The organism is Candidatus Dadabacteria bacterium (genome assembly GCA_009837205.1).
Taxonomy (GTDB): Bacteria; Desulfobacterota_D; UBA1144; order Nemesobacterales; family Nemesobacteraceae; genus Nemesobacter.
On record VXTZ01000009.1, the window covers coordinates 13,176 to 28,580 of the forward strand.

A 15,405-nucleotide genomic window follows, 5' to 3' on the forward strand; every position below is an offset into this window, starting at 1 on the left:
CCGACAATCTAATGAGACAATTATCATAGGGAATCTGATTAAAGACGCCGGCGGAGCAAAGTGCGGCGCAATCCTTATACGCGACGGCCACATTCTTGATATTCTTGATATTGGCAAGACAAACAGCATCGAAGCAAAGATTCCTGATGCCTCGGTATTTGATTGCAGCAGTTCGTACATTTTGCCTGGCCTGATAAATCCGCACGAACACCCGGATTGGAGCGGAGGATTTCCGGATCCGATGACGCGTTCCGTGTATTCGCACCGTGATCAATGGCGGGGTGTAGCCAGCCCGGAGTACTATGCGGTCGAGTTTGAGAGGGTTGAAGAAGATGTCCAGAAATTCTGGATAGAACTCCGCCACCTTCTGTCTGGTACCACCACGATGGCCGGTTCAGGCGGCATTGAGGGACTTGTTAAAAATGCGGGTGGTCGTCCCGGAGACGAAGCAAGGTACTTCTATCTTGCTGAGATGGAGACGTTTCCCTACGGTTTTGACGCTACCGAGGAACTCAGCGGGTTTTCTTGCCCGTTAGCGCCAACCGAGTCCCGCGATCCCCGCAGCCTTTTTCTTGAGTTTGAGGACAAACCGCCCTATGTGCCGCACATTGCGGAAGGAACCAACTGCACGGCGGAAATTGAAGGGAAGTTCTATCTGGATTATGTCTCGAAGAACCCGGAGCGGCGTTACTCCCTTATCCACGGAGTGGGACTGAGCCGTCAAGACGTTGAGCGCCTGAAGGACCTCGACGTGACTCTTATCTGGTCGCCGAGGTCAAATGTGGTTCTTTACGGGACCACAGTGGATATTCCGAACGCGTTGCGGGCCGGTGCCCGAGTCGCGATCAGTACGGATTGGTCATACTCGGGTTCGTACAATCTTCTTGAGGAATTTCGCTGTGCTGAGCATATTGACAACGCGAAGTGGGATGATCATCTGTCGGGAAGCGACTACTGGCGTATGGCTACGGAGCACGCAGCATACTCGCTGGACGTAGAGAAACTGACCGGCAAGCTGGAGCAGGGCTTTGCGGCGGATATCATGATATTTCGGAAGCGGACTAATGCCCCCTTTAAAGACCTGATTTCATCGGAGGTATCGGACGTCATTGCAACGTTTGTCGAAGGCGAACTTCTCAGTGGATACAGCAACTCCTTCGACCCTTCTCATCTTCCGGCCCAATGCTCGCACCGTATCGGGCAGCATTTCATTTGTGTTGATTATGCTAAGTACCCCTCCTTCAATCATGAAGAGTTGCTGAGTTCCAACAAGAATGCGGTCCCCCTGTTTTCGCCGGACAGGCAAGCGAGTTGTGAATGACCAATAGGAGCTATTGATTCTTTAAGCAGCTTTTTCAAAAAGGACTCACAACCTTGGGAATCCGGAGTTCTTAAAAGTTGTTCCAGCAAAAAGCAATGCGGGGAAACACCTGCGCCTAACTTGCCGAAAAATGTTTTCCTATTATCGTGTTGTAATAGTAGTCAATCGTGTGCTCGGTATTGGCTATTAGGATTGAGATGGCCTCGTTACGGCCTTTCTCCGATAGAATAAATGCTTTCCCACTGTTTTCACGCGCTGCTTTTTCCTCGAGCATTTCCAGAAAAGAGTCTTTGAAAGTGTCCCTGTCGTCCCGAAGGGCCGTCTCAAGCAGGGCTTCGTCCTGAAGATCGTATTTTTTCTTTTTTATCTCCTCGCGAAGCGCTAGAGAGAATTTCTCAAGATCAAGTTCAGGGAAATTTCCCCTGGCGATTTCCTCGAATACGCGGAGCAGTTCTTCCATCATTGTTGCTGAGCACCCTGATGCTGGTTTGAGGGACTGAATTTCCCTATGTCACTGAGCAGGCATGACACCAGATCTATTGTGTGACTGATATCGCTTTTATAGGCGATGGAACTCGGGCTGTGAAGATACCTTGTCGGAACTGACAGGACGGCTGCCCTGGTCCCCTTTCCGGTGACCTGCATGGCGGTTGCGTTTGTGCTGCCCGCTTTTTTTACTGTTATCTGGTAAGGGATTTCGTTTTTCTCCGCAAGTTCCTTTATAAAAAAGCTGAATGGTCTGTGCGCCACCAGGAACCTGTCTGAAAGTCTGATCTCGGGTCCCTTGCCGATATTGGCAAAGGATTTGCTTTCCGAGACCCCCGGTATGTCCATTGCCACAGTGCCTTCAAGTGCAACGGCGAAGTCCGGTTCGTAAACCGGCGTTATTACCCTCGCCCCGCGAAGCCCGACTTCTTCCTGCACGGTAAATGTAACTATGAGATTGCAGCCCGGATTCGGAGTCTTTCGAAGAGCTTCGATTATTACAAAAAGACCCATCCTGTCGTCAAGGGCCTTTGAGATTACGGAATCCTCGGTTTCATCGAGGGAAGTGTCAAATGACACCATGTCCCCTATTTTTACTAGGTCGGCGACTTTTTCAGGACTGAGCCCAAGGTCGACCGCGCAGTCTTCAATTTCCGGAACCTCCTTGGCCCCTCCGCTGCTCCTGGTCACGTGGGGTGGAACCGCTGCCACCACCCCTTTTAGAGGTTCTTTTCCCCAAACCACCAGGCGCTGTCCGTAAAAAACCCTGGCGTCCATTCCTCCAAGCGGGGTTACCCTTAAAAACCCTCTGTTATCTATATGGTGTACCATGAATCCTACTTCGTCCATGTGGGCGTCAAGAACAAGAGTGGGACCGTCTCCCGGGATGCGGGCGATTACGTTTCCCATGACGTCTTCGGTGATGTCTTCTGAGAATTTCTTTATTTCCTCAAGCAGAATCGCCTTCACCTTGCCCTCATCCCCGGGCATTCCTGGAGTGTCGCAAAGCTTCTTTAGAAGTTCTATATCCATGATGGGCTGATTATAACCAAACGGCCTTCTTTTCCAAAACCGCGGAAAGAAGCACGAGCTTTCCAGATTGATTTATAAGTTTAAAAGCTTAATCTTTATACCAAAGTGCGAACTGAAAACAGGAGACGGACTTGAACCCAGACGACCCCGGTCTTTTCAGACCTAAAAAAGAATCTCTTCCTCTTCCCGAGAGAATGAGACCCGAGAGCATACAAGAGATGGTAGGCCAAGAGCATCTGATAGGGCCGCAGGGGCTTGTTACGAAAACGCTTGAGGCTGGGGGAGTGCATTCCATGATATTCTGGGGTCCCCCTGGGACAGGGAAAACGACTCTTTCAAGGCTTATCGCGGGCAGGGCTGGTGCCAAGTTCATACAGATAAATGCGATTTCTTCCGGAGTCAGGGAACTTAGGGATATTGTCGCGGACGCAAGAGACGCTCTTTACTCCGGGCGGAAAACCGTGCTTTTCATTGACGAGATACACAGATTCAACAAGGCACAGCAGGCGGCGTTTCTCAAGAGCGTCGAAGAAGGGGTCTTGGTGCTTATAGGTGCTACCACTGAAAATCCTTCGTTTGAAGTCATAAGCCCGCTTCTTTCCCGCTGTCAGGTTTATGTCCTTGATCCGCTTTCGGCACAGGATCTTGAGCTCATACTCGAAAAAGCCTTCTCCGAGGAAAAGCTTCTTGAGGATGCCGATATCTCGACTGAGGCTCGTGGCGAACTCATCGCCCTTTGCGGCGGAGACGCCAGAGTGATGCTGAACGCGCTTGAAATCGCCTCTTCCCTTGTTCGTTCAAAGAAACTCTCTCGGATTGACACTGATCTCGTGAGAGAGATTTTCCAGAAAACAGGCCTTCTCTATGACAGGGCGGGGGAGGAACATTACAATACGATTTCCGCTTTTATAAAAAGTGTGAGGGGAAGTGATCCCGACGCGGCGGTTTACTACTTGGCGAGAATGCTTGAAGCTGGGGAGGACCCGAAGTTCATCGCAAGACGTCTTGTGATACTTGCTTCAGAGGATATTGGAAACGCCGAACCTTACGCGCTTACCCTCGCGACTGACTGCTTCACGGCGGTTAATTACGTGGGAATGCCTGAGAGCAGGATAATCCTTTCTCAGGTTACGACCTATCTTGCCAGTTGCCCCAAGAGTAACGCTGCTTACAGGGCGATAAAAAAGGCCGAAGCCGATGTGAGAAAGAATCCGGGCCTCCAGATTCCTCTTCACCTGAGAAACGCCCCCACGAAACTTATGAAAGATCTTGGTTACAAAAAAGGCTACAAGTACGCCCACGACTACGAGGATCATTTTGTCGAAGACGATTTTCTTCCCGAGGAGATAAAAGACAGCGTTTACTACGAGCCCACCGACAAGGGGAGAGAGGCAAACCTCAAGAAGTACCTGGAAGCGAGGTGGAAGAAGAGAAAAAAATGATCGGGGGAGATCAGTCTTTTCTTTCTATGAGTTCGATTTTGTACGAATCGGGGTCCTCAACGAAAGCTATCACGGTCGTTCCGTGTTTCATGGGCCCAGGAGCTCTGGTTACCCGTCCGCCGGCCTGTTCTATTTTTTCGCACGTCGCATAGATGTCCTCTACTCCAAACGCCATGTGTCCGTAAGCTCCTCCATGGTCGTATTGCGAAGTATCCCAGTTATGTGTGAGTTCTAGGAAAGGTTCCGTGTCGCCACCGTAACCTAGGAAAGCTAGCGTGAAGCGGCCTTCGGGATAATCGGTTTTCCTGTGAAACTTAAGACCGATTACATCTGTATAAAAAGCGATTGATTTCTCAAGGTCGCCAACCCTTATCATTGTGTGAAGATATCTCATGTGTCTGACCCAGTCGTTTGTCCGATTTTGCTTATCAATTATTATACTCTGTGATCTCCTGAGCGGTAAAGAGACTGCAGGGGTGTGATATGACCAAAAAGAAGCTAGAAAAACCGAAAACCAGAAAGCCTGTTTCAACGCGACCCGGCAAAGCCATACCTTCGAAAAAAGACGTCGAGGAGAAGAAAAGATTCAGGAAAGCGGACTGGGAAAAGGAAATCAAAAAATAAACTTATGGGAACCTCCGAAAACGTAAAAGCGGGGATAACCGGGGCGACGGGTTTTATCGGTGGCAAGCTTGCTGAAAAACTTGCAGACGAGGGTTTTTCGATAAAATGCCTGGTAAGAGAAACAAGCGATACCGAAAAGTTGCGTTCTCTGGGTGCCGAACTTGTCCACGGGGACCTTTGCGACTCCAGTTCGCTTCAAGCTTTTCCGGAAAAGTGCGATTACGTTTTTCATCTTGCTTCCAAGGTTTCTGACTGGGGACCAAGGGATGATTTTTTCAGACAGAACGTGGAGGCGACGAAAACCCTTCTTCGGTCCTGTGTTGAGGCTGGGGTAAAAAGGTTTATCTACATGAGTTCCTCCGGAGTTTTGTGGAACGCTTCTCTTTTCGGAACGGTGAACCTTGATGATATAGATGAGAGTTATCCATGCCCGCAAAGCTATAATAATTTTTATAATGAAACCAAGGCATTGTCTGAAAAACTTGTGAGAGAATATGACGGACTGGAAGGCTTGGAAACGGTCATATTAAGACCGTCAAACGTATGGGGAGCTGGTGACACGGTCATACTTCCGAGAATAGCCGATGCCTGCCTGAAGGGAATTCTGGTTAACATGGGTTTCAACAAAAAAATCGTCTCTCCATGCCATGTTCTGAACCTTGTTCACGCCACGATGCTTGCGGCTTCTGCACCCTCCGCGTCCGGCAACACCTACTTTGTAAATGACGGGCTGCAGATTGATACCGGCCGTTTTGTCTCTGATCAGCTTACGTCAATAGGAATTGAGTGGAAAAAACCGATTACCATACCTTATATTCTTGGATATTCTGCCGCTTTTATTCTTGAGAAAGTCTTTGAATTCAGGCGGTCTGAGACTCCTCCCGTACTTACCCGTTTCGGCGTCTGCGCCCTTTCGAAAAGCAGGACTTACAGCATAGGAAGAGCAAGGAGGGATCTGGCATATGAACCGGTGTGCGGTTACGAGGCGGGAATGGATGGGCTTGCGCAGTGGGTTTCAGAGATCGGCGGTTATGAAAAAATTCTTGGAAAAGGGAAATGATATGCAACCCGGCGTACTTGCGATAGAAACCAGGGGACTTGAAAAGCAGTTCGGGTTTTTCCCCGTACTGAAGGGAATTGATCTTACCGTTGAACAGGGCGGATTCCTCACCGTTTTCGGTCCCAATGGCGCCGGCAAGTCCACCTTGCTTTCCATTCTTTCGACATTCATAAAACCCGGCGGGGGAGAGGCCTTTGTAGCCGGTTTTGACGTTTCCAGGGAAAAACAGCGGATAAGAAAACTTATAGGATTCATCTCCCATAACACGATGCTTTATGAAAACCTCACCGCCTGGGAAAACCTCGAATTTATAGGCGCGTTCTACGACGTGCCTGATTTTAAAAAGAGGTGCTCTGATATTCTTGAGAGGGTTGAGCTCTACGCTAAGAAGGATGTGCTCGTAAGCACCCTTTCTTTCGGAACGCGTCAGCGCCTTGCTATCGCCAGAACGCTTCTTCACGACCCGCAGATACTTTTTCTGGATGAGCCGTACAGCGGCCTTGATTACGGCGGAGCTGCCATCCTTACCTCGATCCTGGGTTCAATGAAAGCGGACAAAACCGTAGTTATGACAACCCATAATGTCTATGAGGGGCTTTCCCTGTGCGACAAGGTGGCAATTCTCGATCAGGGAGAGGTGGTCTACGCGTCCGCGCAGAAACCCGCCCGTGAGGAATTTCAGGATATCTACATGTCTTGCGTCAGAAGCGGGGACGGGCAATGAGGAATATACTGCTTATATTCAGAAAGGATTTTCTGGTGGAGTGGCGTTCAAAGCAGATATTTCCGACGATGTTCGTATTTTCGCTTCTGCTTCTCCTGGTTTTCAATGTCGCTTTTGAATTCCGCTCGGATGTTGATTCCCGGGCAGTCTCGGCCGTTATATGGATAACTTTTATTTTTTCCGGACTCCTGGCTCTCGGAAGATCTTTTTCGCTTGAAAAAGAAAATAACGCCTTCGCCTTTCTTCTTCTGACTCCTGTAAACAGAAGCTGCATCTATCTCGGAAAACTGCTTTCAAACGCGGTTATGGTCCTGCTTTCCGAGCTCTTCATACTCCCGCTTTTCCTCCTGTTTTTTCTTTCTGGCGCAAAGGAGATTTCGCTTTCATTTGCGGGCACCATACTTCCTTTTCTCGGGGTTATGGTTCTTGGAACGATAGGGTTTGTGTCGCTCGGAACTTTTTTTTCTTCGATGGCCCTTAATACGAAGCTTCGCGACATGATGCTTCCACTGCTGATTTTTCCCCTCATCATACCTGTCGTGATAACTTCGGTCGGAATATGTTCCTCGATACTGGAAGGAAGACCCCCGGATTACTACGCTTTTTCTTTGCAGGTGCTGGTTTCCTTTGATATAATCTTCATCCTTTTATGCTCTATTCTGTTTGAGTATCTTATTGAGGACAGCGGGGACTGACCCGCTTTCTTTACTAAAATAATGCGAAACATACTGTTTTTCCTGACTTTTGCGCTGATGGTTCTCGCTACCTGGATGACGCTTTTTTACGCGCCTACGGAGGTAGTTATGGGCCATGTGCAGAGAATCTTCTATTTCCACATGGGTACGGTCTGGGCAGCCACGGTGGCGTTTACGGTGGTTTTCGTGGCGAGCATCTATTATCTGGTGAAGGAGACGGCTAAGTGGGATACTCTTGCCTACTGCTCGGCCGAGATAGGCATGGTGCTTCTTACGCTTACTATTATCACCGGCAGCATATGGGCAAAACCGGTATGGGGAACCTGGTGGACCTGGGATCCTCAGTTAACTACCACGTTTATTCTCTGGGTCCTTTACGCCGTTTATCTGGTTCTGCGCTCAGGCGCCGGCGGGCGTGGGAAAAAGGCGAGATACTCGGCAATATTCGCCATAATAGCATACGTTGATCTTCCGGTCGTCTATGTGTCGGCCCGCATAAAAAGAGGTATATCGCCTGTGGTTTTCGGACCCGGGGGAGGAGGGATAGATCCCGCCATGATGCACACTCTTTTGGTCACTCTGCTTGGATTCACGCTTCTTTTCATCTTACTCCTTGGTGAGAGAACGAGGATAATGAACATGCAAAATCAGCTTTACGCCCGGGGCGGGCGAGAGGGGTAGGATGGAATATTTTCTCTGGTCAAGCGTAGTAGTCTGGGGTTCTCTTATAGCTTATGTGCTCTACCTGCGCGCGAAGTCGGCTTCTTTAAGGAAAAAGCTGCTCTCGGGCGGGGACGACCCCGGAAGTGGAGGTGAAGGTTGAAGGGCAAGATCAAATTCATTCTGCCTCTTTTTGTGATAGTTTCCCTGGTCTCCTGGCTTGTGTTCGCCGGAGTCAAGGATTCCATGGTCTACTACATAACGGTTGACGAACTGTTAGAGGACGTCCCGGACATCTACGGGCAGAAGGTAAGGGTTTCAGGAACAGTGGTTCACGGTTCAATAAAGAACGAACTTGACGATTCGCTTCGGTTTACCATAGCGGACGGCAAGGGTGAAATCCATGTCGAGTACGACGGCATAATTCCCGATATATTCACAGAAGGGGTTGAAGCGGTCGTTGAGGGCAAGTTCTCCTCCGGTAACGTCTTTGAGGCGGACCTGTTGCTTGCAAAGTGCCCCACCAAGTATGAATCCGAAGAAGCCCCCTACCAGAGAAAAGAAGGTTAACAATGTCTGATCTCGGAAGTATAGCCATACTTCTTTCCTTCTTTATCACCATCTACAGTCTTGCTGTCTGCGCTGTTGCCGCGAAAACGGGGAGCCGCGCATTCGCTCAAAGCGGCGGAAACGGTCTTGTCTCGGTTGCCTTTCTTCTTCTGGTGGCGGTAGGCTGCCTTGTCTGCGAGCTTGTAACCCTTGATTTTTCGCTCAGGTACGTAGCGCTTAACACGAGCACCGACCTCCCGGTGATATACAGGGTGACGGCACTTTGGGCCGGTCAGGCGGGATCCCTGCTTCTATGGAGTTTTGTTCTTTCCCTGTACGCGGCTTTCGTGGTTCTTAGAAGCAGAGAAAAGGGTGGGGACCCTTACGTAAACGCCGTTTTATGCGCCGTTTCACTCTTCTTTCTTTTCCTCATAGCCTACGTAGAAGATCCCTTCGAGAAACTGGGCGTGGCGGTCGGGGAAGGAAGGGGGCTTAATCCTATTCTTCAGAACGGATACATGGCCATCCACCCGGTCACTCTTTATGTCGGATATGTGGGAATTACGGTGCCTTTTGCTTTCGGCATTGCCGCCTTGCTCAGCGGACGCCTGGGAGACGAATGGATAAGGAACTGCAGAAAATACGCCCTTTTTTCCTGGATGTTTCTCTCCGCGGGGCTCCTTCTCGGGGCCAGATGGGCATATCTTGAGCTCGGCTGGGGAGGATACTGGGCATGGGATCCGGTTGAGAACGCCGCATTTATGCCATGGCTGGCAGGGACCGCGTTTCTTCACTCCGTTATGGTTCAGGAGAGAAAGGCGATGCTTAAGAAATGGAACATGGTTCTGCTTATAATCACCTTTTTTCTCTCCATATTCGGCACTTTCATAACCAGAAGCGGCATAGTGTCTTCAGTTCACTCGTTTGCACGCTCGGACATAGGTCCACTTTTTGTCGGCTTCATGGTCATCCTACTCCTTTTTTCCTTTTCTCTTATTGCCTACAGGTCAAAAGAACTCAAAAGCGAGGAGAGGTTTGATTCCCCTCTTTCAAGGGAAAGCGCCTTTCTGTTTAACAATCTTCTTTTTCTGGCGGCGGCCTTCTCCGTTTTTCTGGGAACCATTTTCCCCATACTCTCAGAGGCTTTCACCGGGAAAAAAATTCTCGTCGGTCCCCCTTATTTCAACGCTGTGGGTGTGCCCATAGGACTTGTGCTTATCCTGCTTATGGGAATAGGTCCGCTTATATCGTGGAAGAAGGCTTCGACGGCAAACCTGAAGAGAAATTTCGTTTTCCCCGCAGTGGTTTTTCTGGTGGTTCTTTTGGCGCTTCTTGTCTCCGGCATGAAAGAACCGGTAGCGCTTTTAAGCTTCGCGCTCTGCGGGTTTGTCGCGGGGACGGTGTTCTTGGAATACTTCAGAGGTATAAGGGTAAGAAGCAGCAGGGGAGAGAACCCGGTTTCAGCTCTTTTTAATCTCATCTCAAGGAACCGCAGGCGCTACGGGGGATACATAGTTCACCTTGGGGTGGTGCTTCTGGTAATAGGAATCACTGCTTCTTCTCTTTTCGTTACCCAGAAGGAAGTTGTTCTCGACAAAGGGGATTCCTTTTCCCTAGGAAGGTACGATCTGGTTTTCCATGGAGTGCATTTCATCTCAAACGACGCTAAGGACGGATTTTCGGCGGAGCTCTCGATTGAAAACCAAGGAAAAAGCGTCGCGACCATGTATCCCGAAAAAAATATCTATAAATACGAGGGAAACAGGGAAATAAACCAGGAAACCGAGGTCGCGCTTCGCTCCACTTTCAGAGATGATCTTTATCTCATACTCTCAGAGGTCGATGGGAGCGGAAAGGCGAACATAAGGGCTCTGCTTAATCCGATGGTTAACTGGATATGGGCGGGAGGCTTTGTTATTGTCCTTGGAGCGATTGTCACCATGTGGCCTGAGAGGCGAAGAAAGAAGGGGTTCAGCGCATGAGTGAATACATAATTTCTCTTCTGCTTGTGGTGCTGGTATCGGTTTTTACCGTTTACCCTCTTTTCCTAGGTCGCAGGAAGCCGGGCGTAGCGGATAGCCCCGAGGTTAACCGACTTGAACAGCTTTACGAGAAAAGAGACCTTTATTACTCTTCTATAAAAGACATAGAGCTTGACCGTGATATGGGCAAGCTCAGCGAGCAGGACTACGCCGAGCTTACCTCAAGGTACAAGGAAAAAGCGGCGGCTGTTACAAAACAGATCTCGGAACTCCAATCGAGAGTATTTTGAGAATATCGAAAATTACATACCTCGAGAGTGGGTTAGAGACTGGCGTCAGTTGGAAATAAGTGTAAGAAATGCCTGATTCGATAAGCAAGAGTCTGAGAGGAAACGCTAGTCAATTTTTTGTTGCTGGGGAACTGTGTCGAAGGGGTTTGGTCGCAGTTGTAGCATTGGGCAACACCCCCAACACAGACATCCTATGTAGTAATGTTGACGGAACAAAATTTGCTCACATCCAAGTAAAAACCTTTGTTCCTGGCAATCGAACTTGCTCTGTAGGCAAAAAAGCAGAAATTAATTACGGAAGAAATTTCGTGTGGGTTCTTTGCGGAATGCCCAATGCTAATGACGATAAGGGTTTCGAATTTTTCATAATTCCCTCGAAGATAATGGCAGAGCAAGTTTTGAAAGCGCACCGACTTTGGTTACAAGGTAGGACTTCAAAAGGAAAAAGACGAAAAGATAGTAATGTGAGAACTGTCCATATTCCTCCCTATAAAAATTATGCTGGTTGGTCGATTGAGGAGTTTCGAAACCGATGGGATATAATTGAAGAATTGCTTTAAAAATCCATCGACGCGATTCTTTTCATAGCTTCTCTATTTAATATCCTTCTGTGTCGGATTAAAGTTCGTTGGGCCAGCATCTGTTTGTTTAAGTCACCCGATTTGCGTGAATATGGTAGAACTGCTATAATCTAAAATGACAAAGAAGATATTCAAGCCCGTAGAATGGGTTGGTTCAAGTAAAGAAAACCTTAAGGAATTTCCGGATCCGGTGCAGGATCGGGTTGGTTTTGCGTTGTACCAAGCACAGGTGGGGCTAAAGCACCGAGATGCCAAACCTCTCAGAGGTTTGGGGTCCAGAGTCTTGGAGGTTGTCTCACGACACGACGGTGATACCTATCGGGCGGTGTATACAGTACGGTTTAAGGTGGCGGTCTATGTCCTGCATGTCTTCCAAAAGAAGGCCAAGCGGGGTGCCGAGACGCCAAAACATGATATTGATTTGATCAAGAGCAGACTGAAGGTAGCGGAGCAGCATTACAAGGAAACATATGAAGGAGGCTAGACCGATGGAGACAGAAGAGAAGGTTGAACGTGGAAGCGGTAATGTGTTTGCGGATCTGGGACATCCAGAAGCCGAGGTTCATCTTCTAAAGGCAGAACTCGTTACCCGAATTGACGAGATTGTTCGCCGTCGCAAACTGAAGCAGGTCGATGCAGCGAAATTGCTGGGGCTGTCTCAACCTGATGTCTCCCGGCTCCTGCGAGGGAACTTTCGCGATTACTCAGTGGAGCGGCTCTTACGCCTCTTGACAGCACTGGGACGGGATGTGGAAATTGTCATTCGAGAACCCCGTTCAAAACGACAAGGCAGACTTAGCATTGGAGCATTCTAGATCCAATACTGTTTTGTGAGCGGAACTTTATTTATTCCCATTAAGTCCCAGAAACCAGAGTGAATAAAGCGACAATGAAAAAAGTGTTTACGTTTTCCCTTTCCGTCTCCATATTTTTTCTTTTTTTCCTTGTTCTTCAGCAGATTTCCGTTTCCGCACAGGTGTTATCTTCCGGTGAGGAAATTTTCATCCAAGGGAAATGCGTAAGATGCCATACGATTGGAAAAGGAAGATTCGTGGGTCCTGATCTTCTGGGTGTAGGGGAGAGGTACTCAAGAGATGATCTGATCAGATGGGCCAAGGATCCGGAGAGCCTTTACTCTGAAAAAAAGAAAAAACCGATAAACGAGGGCTACCCTCCGATGCCACCCATGAATCTCTCAGAAAGCGACGCACAGAGAGTTGCCGATTACCTGCTGGAGTACACGCCTTCCCCAGGCCTCTCTGAAAGCGGAACGATAATGGGTCAGGTAAGGAACATCACTACACAGAAGCCGCAAGAGGGCCAGGATGTCGTTTTGATCTCGTACATGGGAGACAGGAAGGAAGAGCGGCATTTCGCCAAATCGGATTCGCTGGGCAGATTCTCTTTTCCCTCGCTGCGGTGGGACAGAAGCTATGAGATCGCGCTTTTTCACCAGGGAGTTCAGTATGTTTCGGGGAAAATGGTCTTTCTTCCTGGAAAGGATGAAATCACACTCGATCTCCCTGTCTACGATACCACGAGTTCTGACGAGAACATCTCCCTACTGTCGTTAAACGTGATTATCTACCCGAATGACGAGGGCTCCAAGGTGAATGTAACTTCCCTTCACGCCTTTGAGAACTCGGGCGACACCGTTTTTACAGGGGAGCAGGCGGACTCGGATACTACGACGCTTGTCTTTCCGATTCCCGAAAAGGCGGTGGACGTTACTTTTTCAGACGGAGTTAATCCAGAGGCCGTTGTAAGGAAAGAAGAAAAGCTTTACAGCAGACTTCCTTTTCTTCCGGGGATAAAAAGGGTTGCCCTTGGTTATTCTCTCCCTCTTTCGCAAATCGGGGAGAAGTTCTCGATAAGCTTTGACTACGAAGTCGGGGAGCTTGCGGTGTTTGTAAGAAAAACGGAGCTTGGAATCCGGCTTGAGCGGCCCCGAGCCGTTGCGGAAGAGGTCATGATTCACGACGAGGCGTTTTTGAAATACGTCCTGTCTGGCGTAAAACCTGGCGGCATAGTTTTAGTCGTTTCCAATACTTCCTTTTTTAAGAGCAACCTGAGCAGATATCTGCCCGTGGCACTCTTCTTTGTCTTTGCCGCAGTGGGAATCATATATTTTCTCTACGGCAAGAACAGGTTTTCAAGTATGAATTCAGAAGAATAAAGACGGTTTCAGACTGGAGGATTTCTTTCTTTTAAAAAATGAGCGACCCGCAGAAAAATCCACCGCCCCTGCTTAACAGGAGCTTTGTCCTTGTAACCTTTCTCGGGTGTCTTTACTTCTTTAACTTTCATTCGTTTCTCCTTCTGCCCATTAGAATTTCCGAGCTTGGAGGAACTGAAAAGATCGTGGGATTCGTGATGGGCATTGCGGGGCTAAGCACCCTTTTTCTTACTCCTTACGCCGGTCACATAACAGACAGGTATGGAAAAAAGCTGTTTGTGCTGCTGGGGTTCGCGCTGCTCGCCGCTTCGACGTTTCCGCTGGCCTTCCTAGACAGGGTCGATTACCTCTACTACGTTATCAGGATAGTTCACGGTTGCTCCTTCTCCCTTTTCTTTGTAGCGGCGGGGGCGCTTACGATTGATGTCTCAAGCGAGCAGAGAAGGGCTCAGGCGCTCGGCATATACGGTGTCTTCACGATAATAAACTATGCTATTGCGCCTTACGTAGGTTCCATCCTGATAAAGAATTTCGGTTTTGATTTCTTTGTTTTTTTCCTTACAGTTACGGCGCTTTTGGGTTTTTTAGTCTCCTTTATGATCCGGGAGGGAAAGAAAGCGCCAGCGCCAAAAGACGGGGGACGAAGCTATGCGGACTGTCTTCGGGACAGAGCTACCTTTGTGTCCTCCGCAACGCTCTTTATATGCGGGGCGGCGTTTATAACGACGTTTAACTTTGTCTCCATCTTCTCTCTTTCGATAAACATAGAGAACTTTCACGTTTATTTTCTTTCCTACACCCTCTCGGTGCTTGCGATCAGGGTGTTCCTCGGTTGGGTTCCCGACAGGTACGGGAAGTGGAGAGTAGCTTCTCCCTTTGTTTTCTTTCTGGGGCTGAGTGTCTTCATGCTGAGTTTTGTGCACGAGGTAAAGCTTCTTGTTCTCTGCGGAATCATATTCGGCTGCGCGCACGGATTTGTGTATCCTTCAATATATTCAATCATAATAGAGTCGAATCCCAAGGAGGCCAGGGCGAAAGCTTTTGCCATAAGTAGCGTCTCGTTCACGGGCGGCGGAATGTTGGGGTCTTTTGTTTTCGGAGTCGTGGCGGAGCTTTTCGGATTCAGGACGATGTTTGTTTCAATAGCGCTTATGGTATTTCTAGGTTTCTTATTTTTTACCCGAAGTTCAGTCTTGAGGGAGCGCAAAATATGAGCAGACAACCAATCAGACTTCCCTCCGGTCACCCGGAGATCTTCGACACGATGAAAATAGAGATCCTGCGCATGGAAAACGGGGAGTCGGAGCTTTCCATGCCGTTTCTTGAGGAATATACGCAGCACTACGGAATGCTCCACGGCGGTGCCATTTTCACCTTGGCGGACGCGGCCTGCGGAGTCGCGGTTGCCAGTGTTGCAAAAGAGGGGAAAAAGTTCCTCACGTCCGGAATGAACATAAACTATATCGAGCCCATCAGGGAGGGTGTTACGATTTGTCGCGCCAAGGTGCTCAGGCAAGGGAGAATAATGCCCGTTGAGAGCGAGGTCTGGAATTCGGGTGTTTGCGCGGCAAAGGCCACTGCCATTTATACCTTAGTTGATTGATCCCGGTTAGATATCTCCGTAGCGGGACTGCAAAAGTGCCAAGCTTACCACCGAAGCTGTTTCCGCCCTCAGTATTCTTTCTCCAAGCCCGAGCACCGTATAGCCTTTTTCCTTTGCCATGGCGATCCTGACTTCGGCACATTCGTGTTGTAAGTAGCTGGAATTACACGCACGGGTATG

The 15,405-nt window shown here is 48.9% G+C and carries 19 protein-coding genes; 15 read left to right on the forward strand and 4 right to left on the reverse strand.

What is annotated here, in order from left to right:
- The first annotated feature begins 241 nt into the window (after positions 1 to 241).
- The gene (locus F4Z13_01640; protein ID MXZ47948.1) at positions 242 to 1,321 is read left to right on the forward strand and encodes an amidohydrolase family protein; all 1,080 of its coding nucleotides are present in this window, start codon (positions 242 to 244) and stop codon (positions 1,319 to 1,321) included.
- Positions 1,322 to 1,436: 115 nt separating this feature from the next.
- On the opposite strand, the gene F4Z13_01645 is transcribed toward F4Z13_01640, so the two are convergent.
- The gene (locus tag F4Z13_01645; protein MXZ47949.1) at positions 1,437 to 1,784 is read right to left on the reverse strand and encodes a hypothetical protein; all 348 of its coding nucleotides are present in this window, start codon (positions 1,782 to 1,784) and stop codon (positions 1,437 to 1,439) included.
- A complete protein-coding gene (locus F4Z13_01650) occupies positions 1,781 to 2,839 on the reverse strand; it encodes a M42 family metallopeptidase (protein ID MXZ47950.1) in 1,059 nt (352 codons plus the stop codon). The genes F4Z13_01645 and F4Z13_01650 overlap by 4 nt, the downstream gene beginning before the upstream one ends.
- Before the next feature lie 194 nt (positions 2,840 to 3,033).
- On the opposite strand from F4Z13_01650, the gene F4Z13_01655 reads away from it, so the two are divergent.
- Complete coding sequence (locus tag F4Z13_01655) at positions 3,034 to 4,281, forward strand: replication-associated recombination protein A (protein MXZ47951.1); 1,248 nt, start codon at positions 3,034 to 3,036, stop codon at positions 4,279 to 4,281.
- A 10-nt stretch (positions 4,282 to 4,291) separates the two neighbouring features.
- Here F4Z13_01655 and gloA read toward each other — a convergent pair whose 3' ends face one another.
- Positions 4,292 to 4,675 carry a lactoylglutathione lyase gene (gene gloA, locus F4Z13_01660; protein MXZ47952.1) on the reverse strand — a complete coding sequence of 128 codons (384 nt, stop codon included), beginning with the start codon at positions 4,673 to 4,675 and terminating at the stop codon, positions 4,292 to 4,294.
- Positions 4,676 to 4,909: 234 nt separating this feature from the next.
- On the opposite strand from gloA, the gene F4Z13_01665 reads away from it, so the two are divergent.
- The 13 genes from F4Z13_01665 to F4Z13_01725 all read left to right on the forward strand — a co-directional run bounded on the left by F4Z13_01665 (position 4,910) and on the right by F4Z13_01725 (position 15,225).
- A complete protein-coding gene (locus F4Z13_01665) occupies positions 4,910 to 5,965 on the forward strand; it encodes an NAD-dependent epimerase/dehydratase family protein (GenBank protein MXZ47953.1) in 1,056 nt (351 codons plus the stop codon).
- A complete protein-coding gene (locus F4Z13_01670; GenBank protein MXZ47954.1) occupies positions 5,868 to 6,689 on the forward strand; it encodes an ABC transporter ATP-binding protein in 822 nt (273 codons plus the stop codon). The genes F4Z13_01665 and F4Z13_01670 overlap by 98 nt, the downstream gene beginning before the upstream one ends.
- Positions 6,686 to 7,384, forward strand: coding sequence for a hypothetical protein (locus tag F4Z13_01675; GenBank protein ID MXZ47955.1), 699 nt, complete (start codon positions 6,686 to 6,688; stop codon positions 7,382 to 7,384). Before F4Z13_01670 ends, F4Z13_01675 begins: the two co-directional genes overlap by 4 nt.
- 21 nt (positions 7,385 to 7,405) lie before the next feature.
- Positions 7,406 to 8,065, forward strand: coding sequence for a hypothetical protein (locus F4Z13_01680; protein MXZ47956.1), 660 nt, complete (start codon positions 7,406 to 7,408; stop codon positions 8,063 to 8,065).
- Positions 8,066 to 8,203: 138 nt separating this feature from the next.
- On the forward strand, positions 8,204 to 8,614 hold the full coding sequence (locus F4Z13_01685) for a cytochrome c maturation protein CcmE (protein ID MXZ47957.1): 411 nt from the start codon (positions 8,204 to 8,206) through the stop codon (positions 8,612 to 8,614).
- Between the two features lie 2 nt (positions 8,615 to 8,616).
- Positions 8,617 to 10,575, forward strand: coding sequence for a heme lyase CcmF/NrfE family subunit (locus F4Z13_01690; protein ID MXZ47958.1), 1,959 nt, complete (start codon positions 8,617 to 8,619; stop codon positions 10,573 to 10,575).
- Positions 10,572 to 10,865 (forward strand): hypothetical protein, encoded by a 294-nt coding sequence (locus F4Z13_01695; GenBank protein MXZ47959.1) that lies wholly within the window; start codon positions 10,572 to 10,574, stop codon positions 10,863 to 10,865. The genes F4Z13_01690 and F4Z13_01695 overlap by 4 nt, the downstream gene beginning before the upstream one ends.
- Positions 10,866 to 10,933: 68 nt before the next feature.
- Positions 10,934 to 11,425 carry a hypothetical protein gene (locus F4Z13_01700; GenBank protein ID MXZ47960.1) on the forward strand — a complete coding sequence of 164 codons (492 nt, stop codon included), beginning with the start codon at positions 10,934 to 10,936 and terminating at the stop codon, positions 11,423 to 11,425.
- Between the two features lie 136 nt (positions 11,426 to 11,561).
- Complete coding sequence (locus tag F4Z13_01705) at positions 11,562 to 11,930, forward strand: addiction module toxin RelE (protein ID MXZ47961.1); 369 nt, start codon at positions 11,562 to 11,564, stop codon at positions 11,928 to 11,930.
- Positions 11,931 to 11,934: 4 nt separating this feature from the next.
- Positions 11,935 to 12,261 carry an XRE family transcriptional regulator gene (locus tag F4Z13_01710; GenBank protein MXZ47962.1) on the forward strand — a complete coding sequence of 109 codons (327 nt, stop codon included), beginning with the start codon at positions 11,935 to 11,937 and terminating at the stop codon, positions 12,259 to 12,261.
- Between the two features lie 74 nt (positions 12,262 to 12,335).
- Positions 12,336 to 13,622: a cytochrome c gene (locus F4Z13_01715; protein ID MXZ47963.1), complete on the forward strand. Its 1,287-nt coding sequence runs from the start codon at positions 12,336 to 12,338 to the stop codon at positions 13,620 to 13,622.
- Between the two features lie 38 nt (positions 13,623 to 13,660).
- Positions 13,661 to 14,836 (forward strand): MFS transporter, encoded by a 1,176-nt coding sequence (locus F4Z13_01720; protein MXZ47964.1) that lies wholly within the window; start codon positions 13,661 to 13,663, stop codon positions 14,834 to 14,836.
- On the forward strand, positions 14,833 to 15,225 hold the full coding sequence (locus tag F4Z13_01725; protein MXZ47965.1) for a PaaI family thioesterase: 393 nt from the start codon (positions 14,833 to 14,835) through the stop codon (positions 15,223 to 15,225). Before F4Z13_01720 ends, F4Z13_01725 begins: the two co-directional genes overlap by 4 nt.
- 6 nt (positions 15,226 to 15,231) lie before the next feature.
- On the opposite strand, the gene F4Z13_01730 is transcribed toward F4Z13_01725, so the two are convergent.
- The coding region (locus F4Z13_01730) for a hypothetical protein (GenBank protein MXZ47966.1) at positions 15,232 to 15,405 on the reverse strand (174 nt) is incomplete at its 5' end.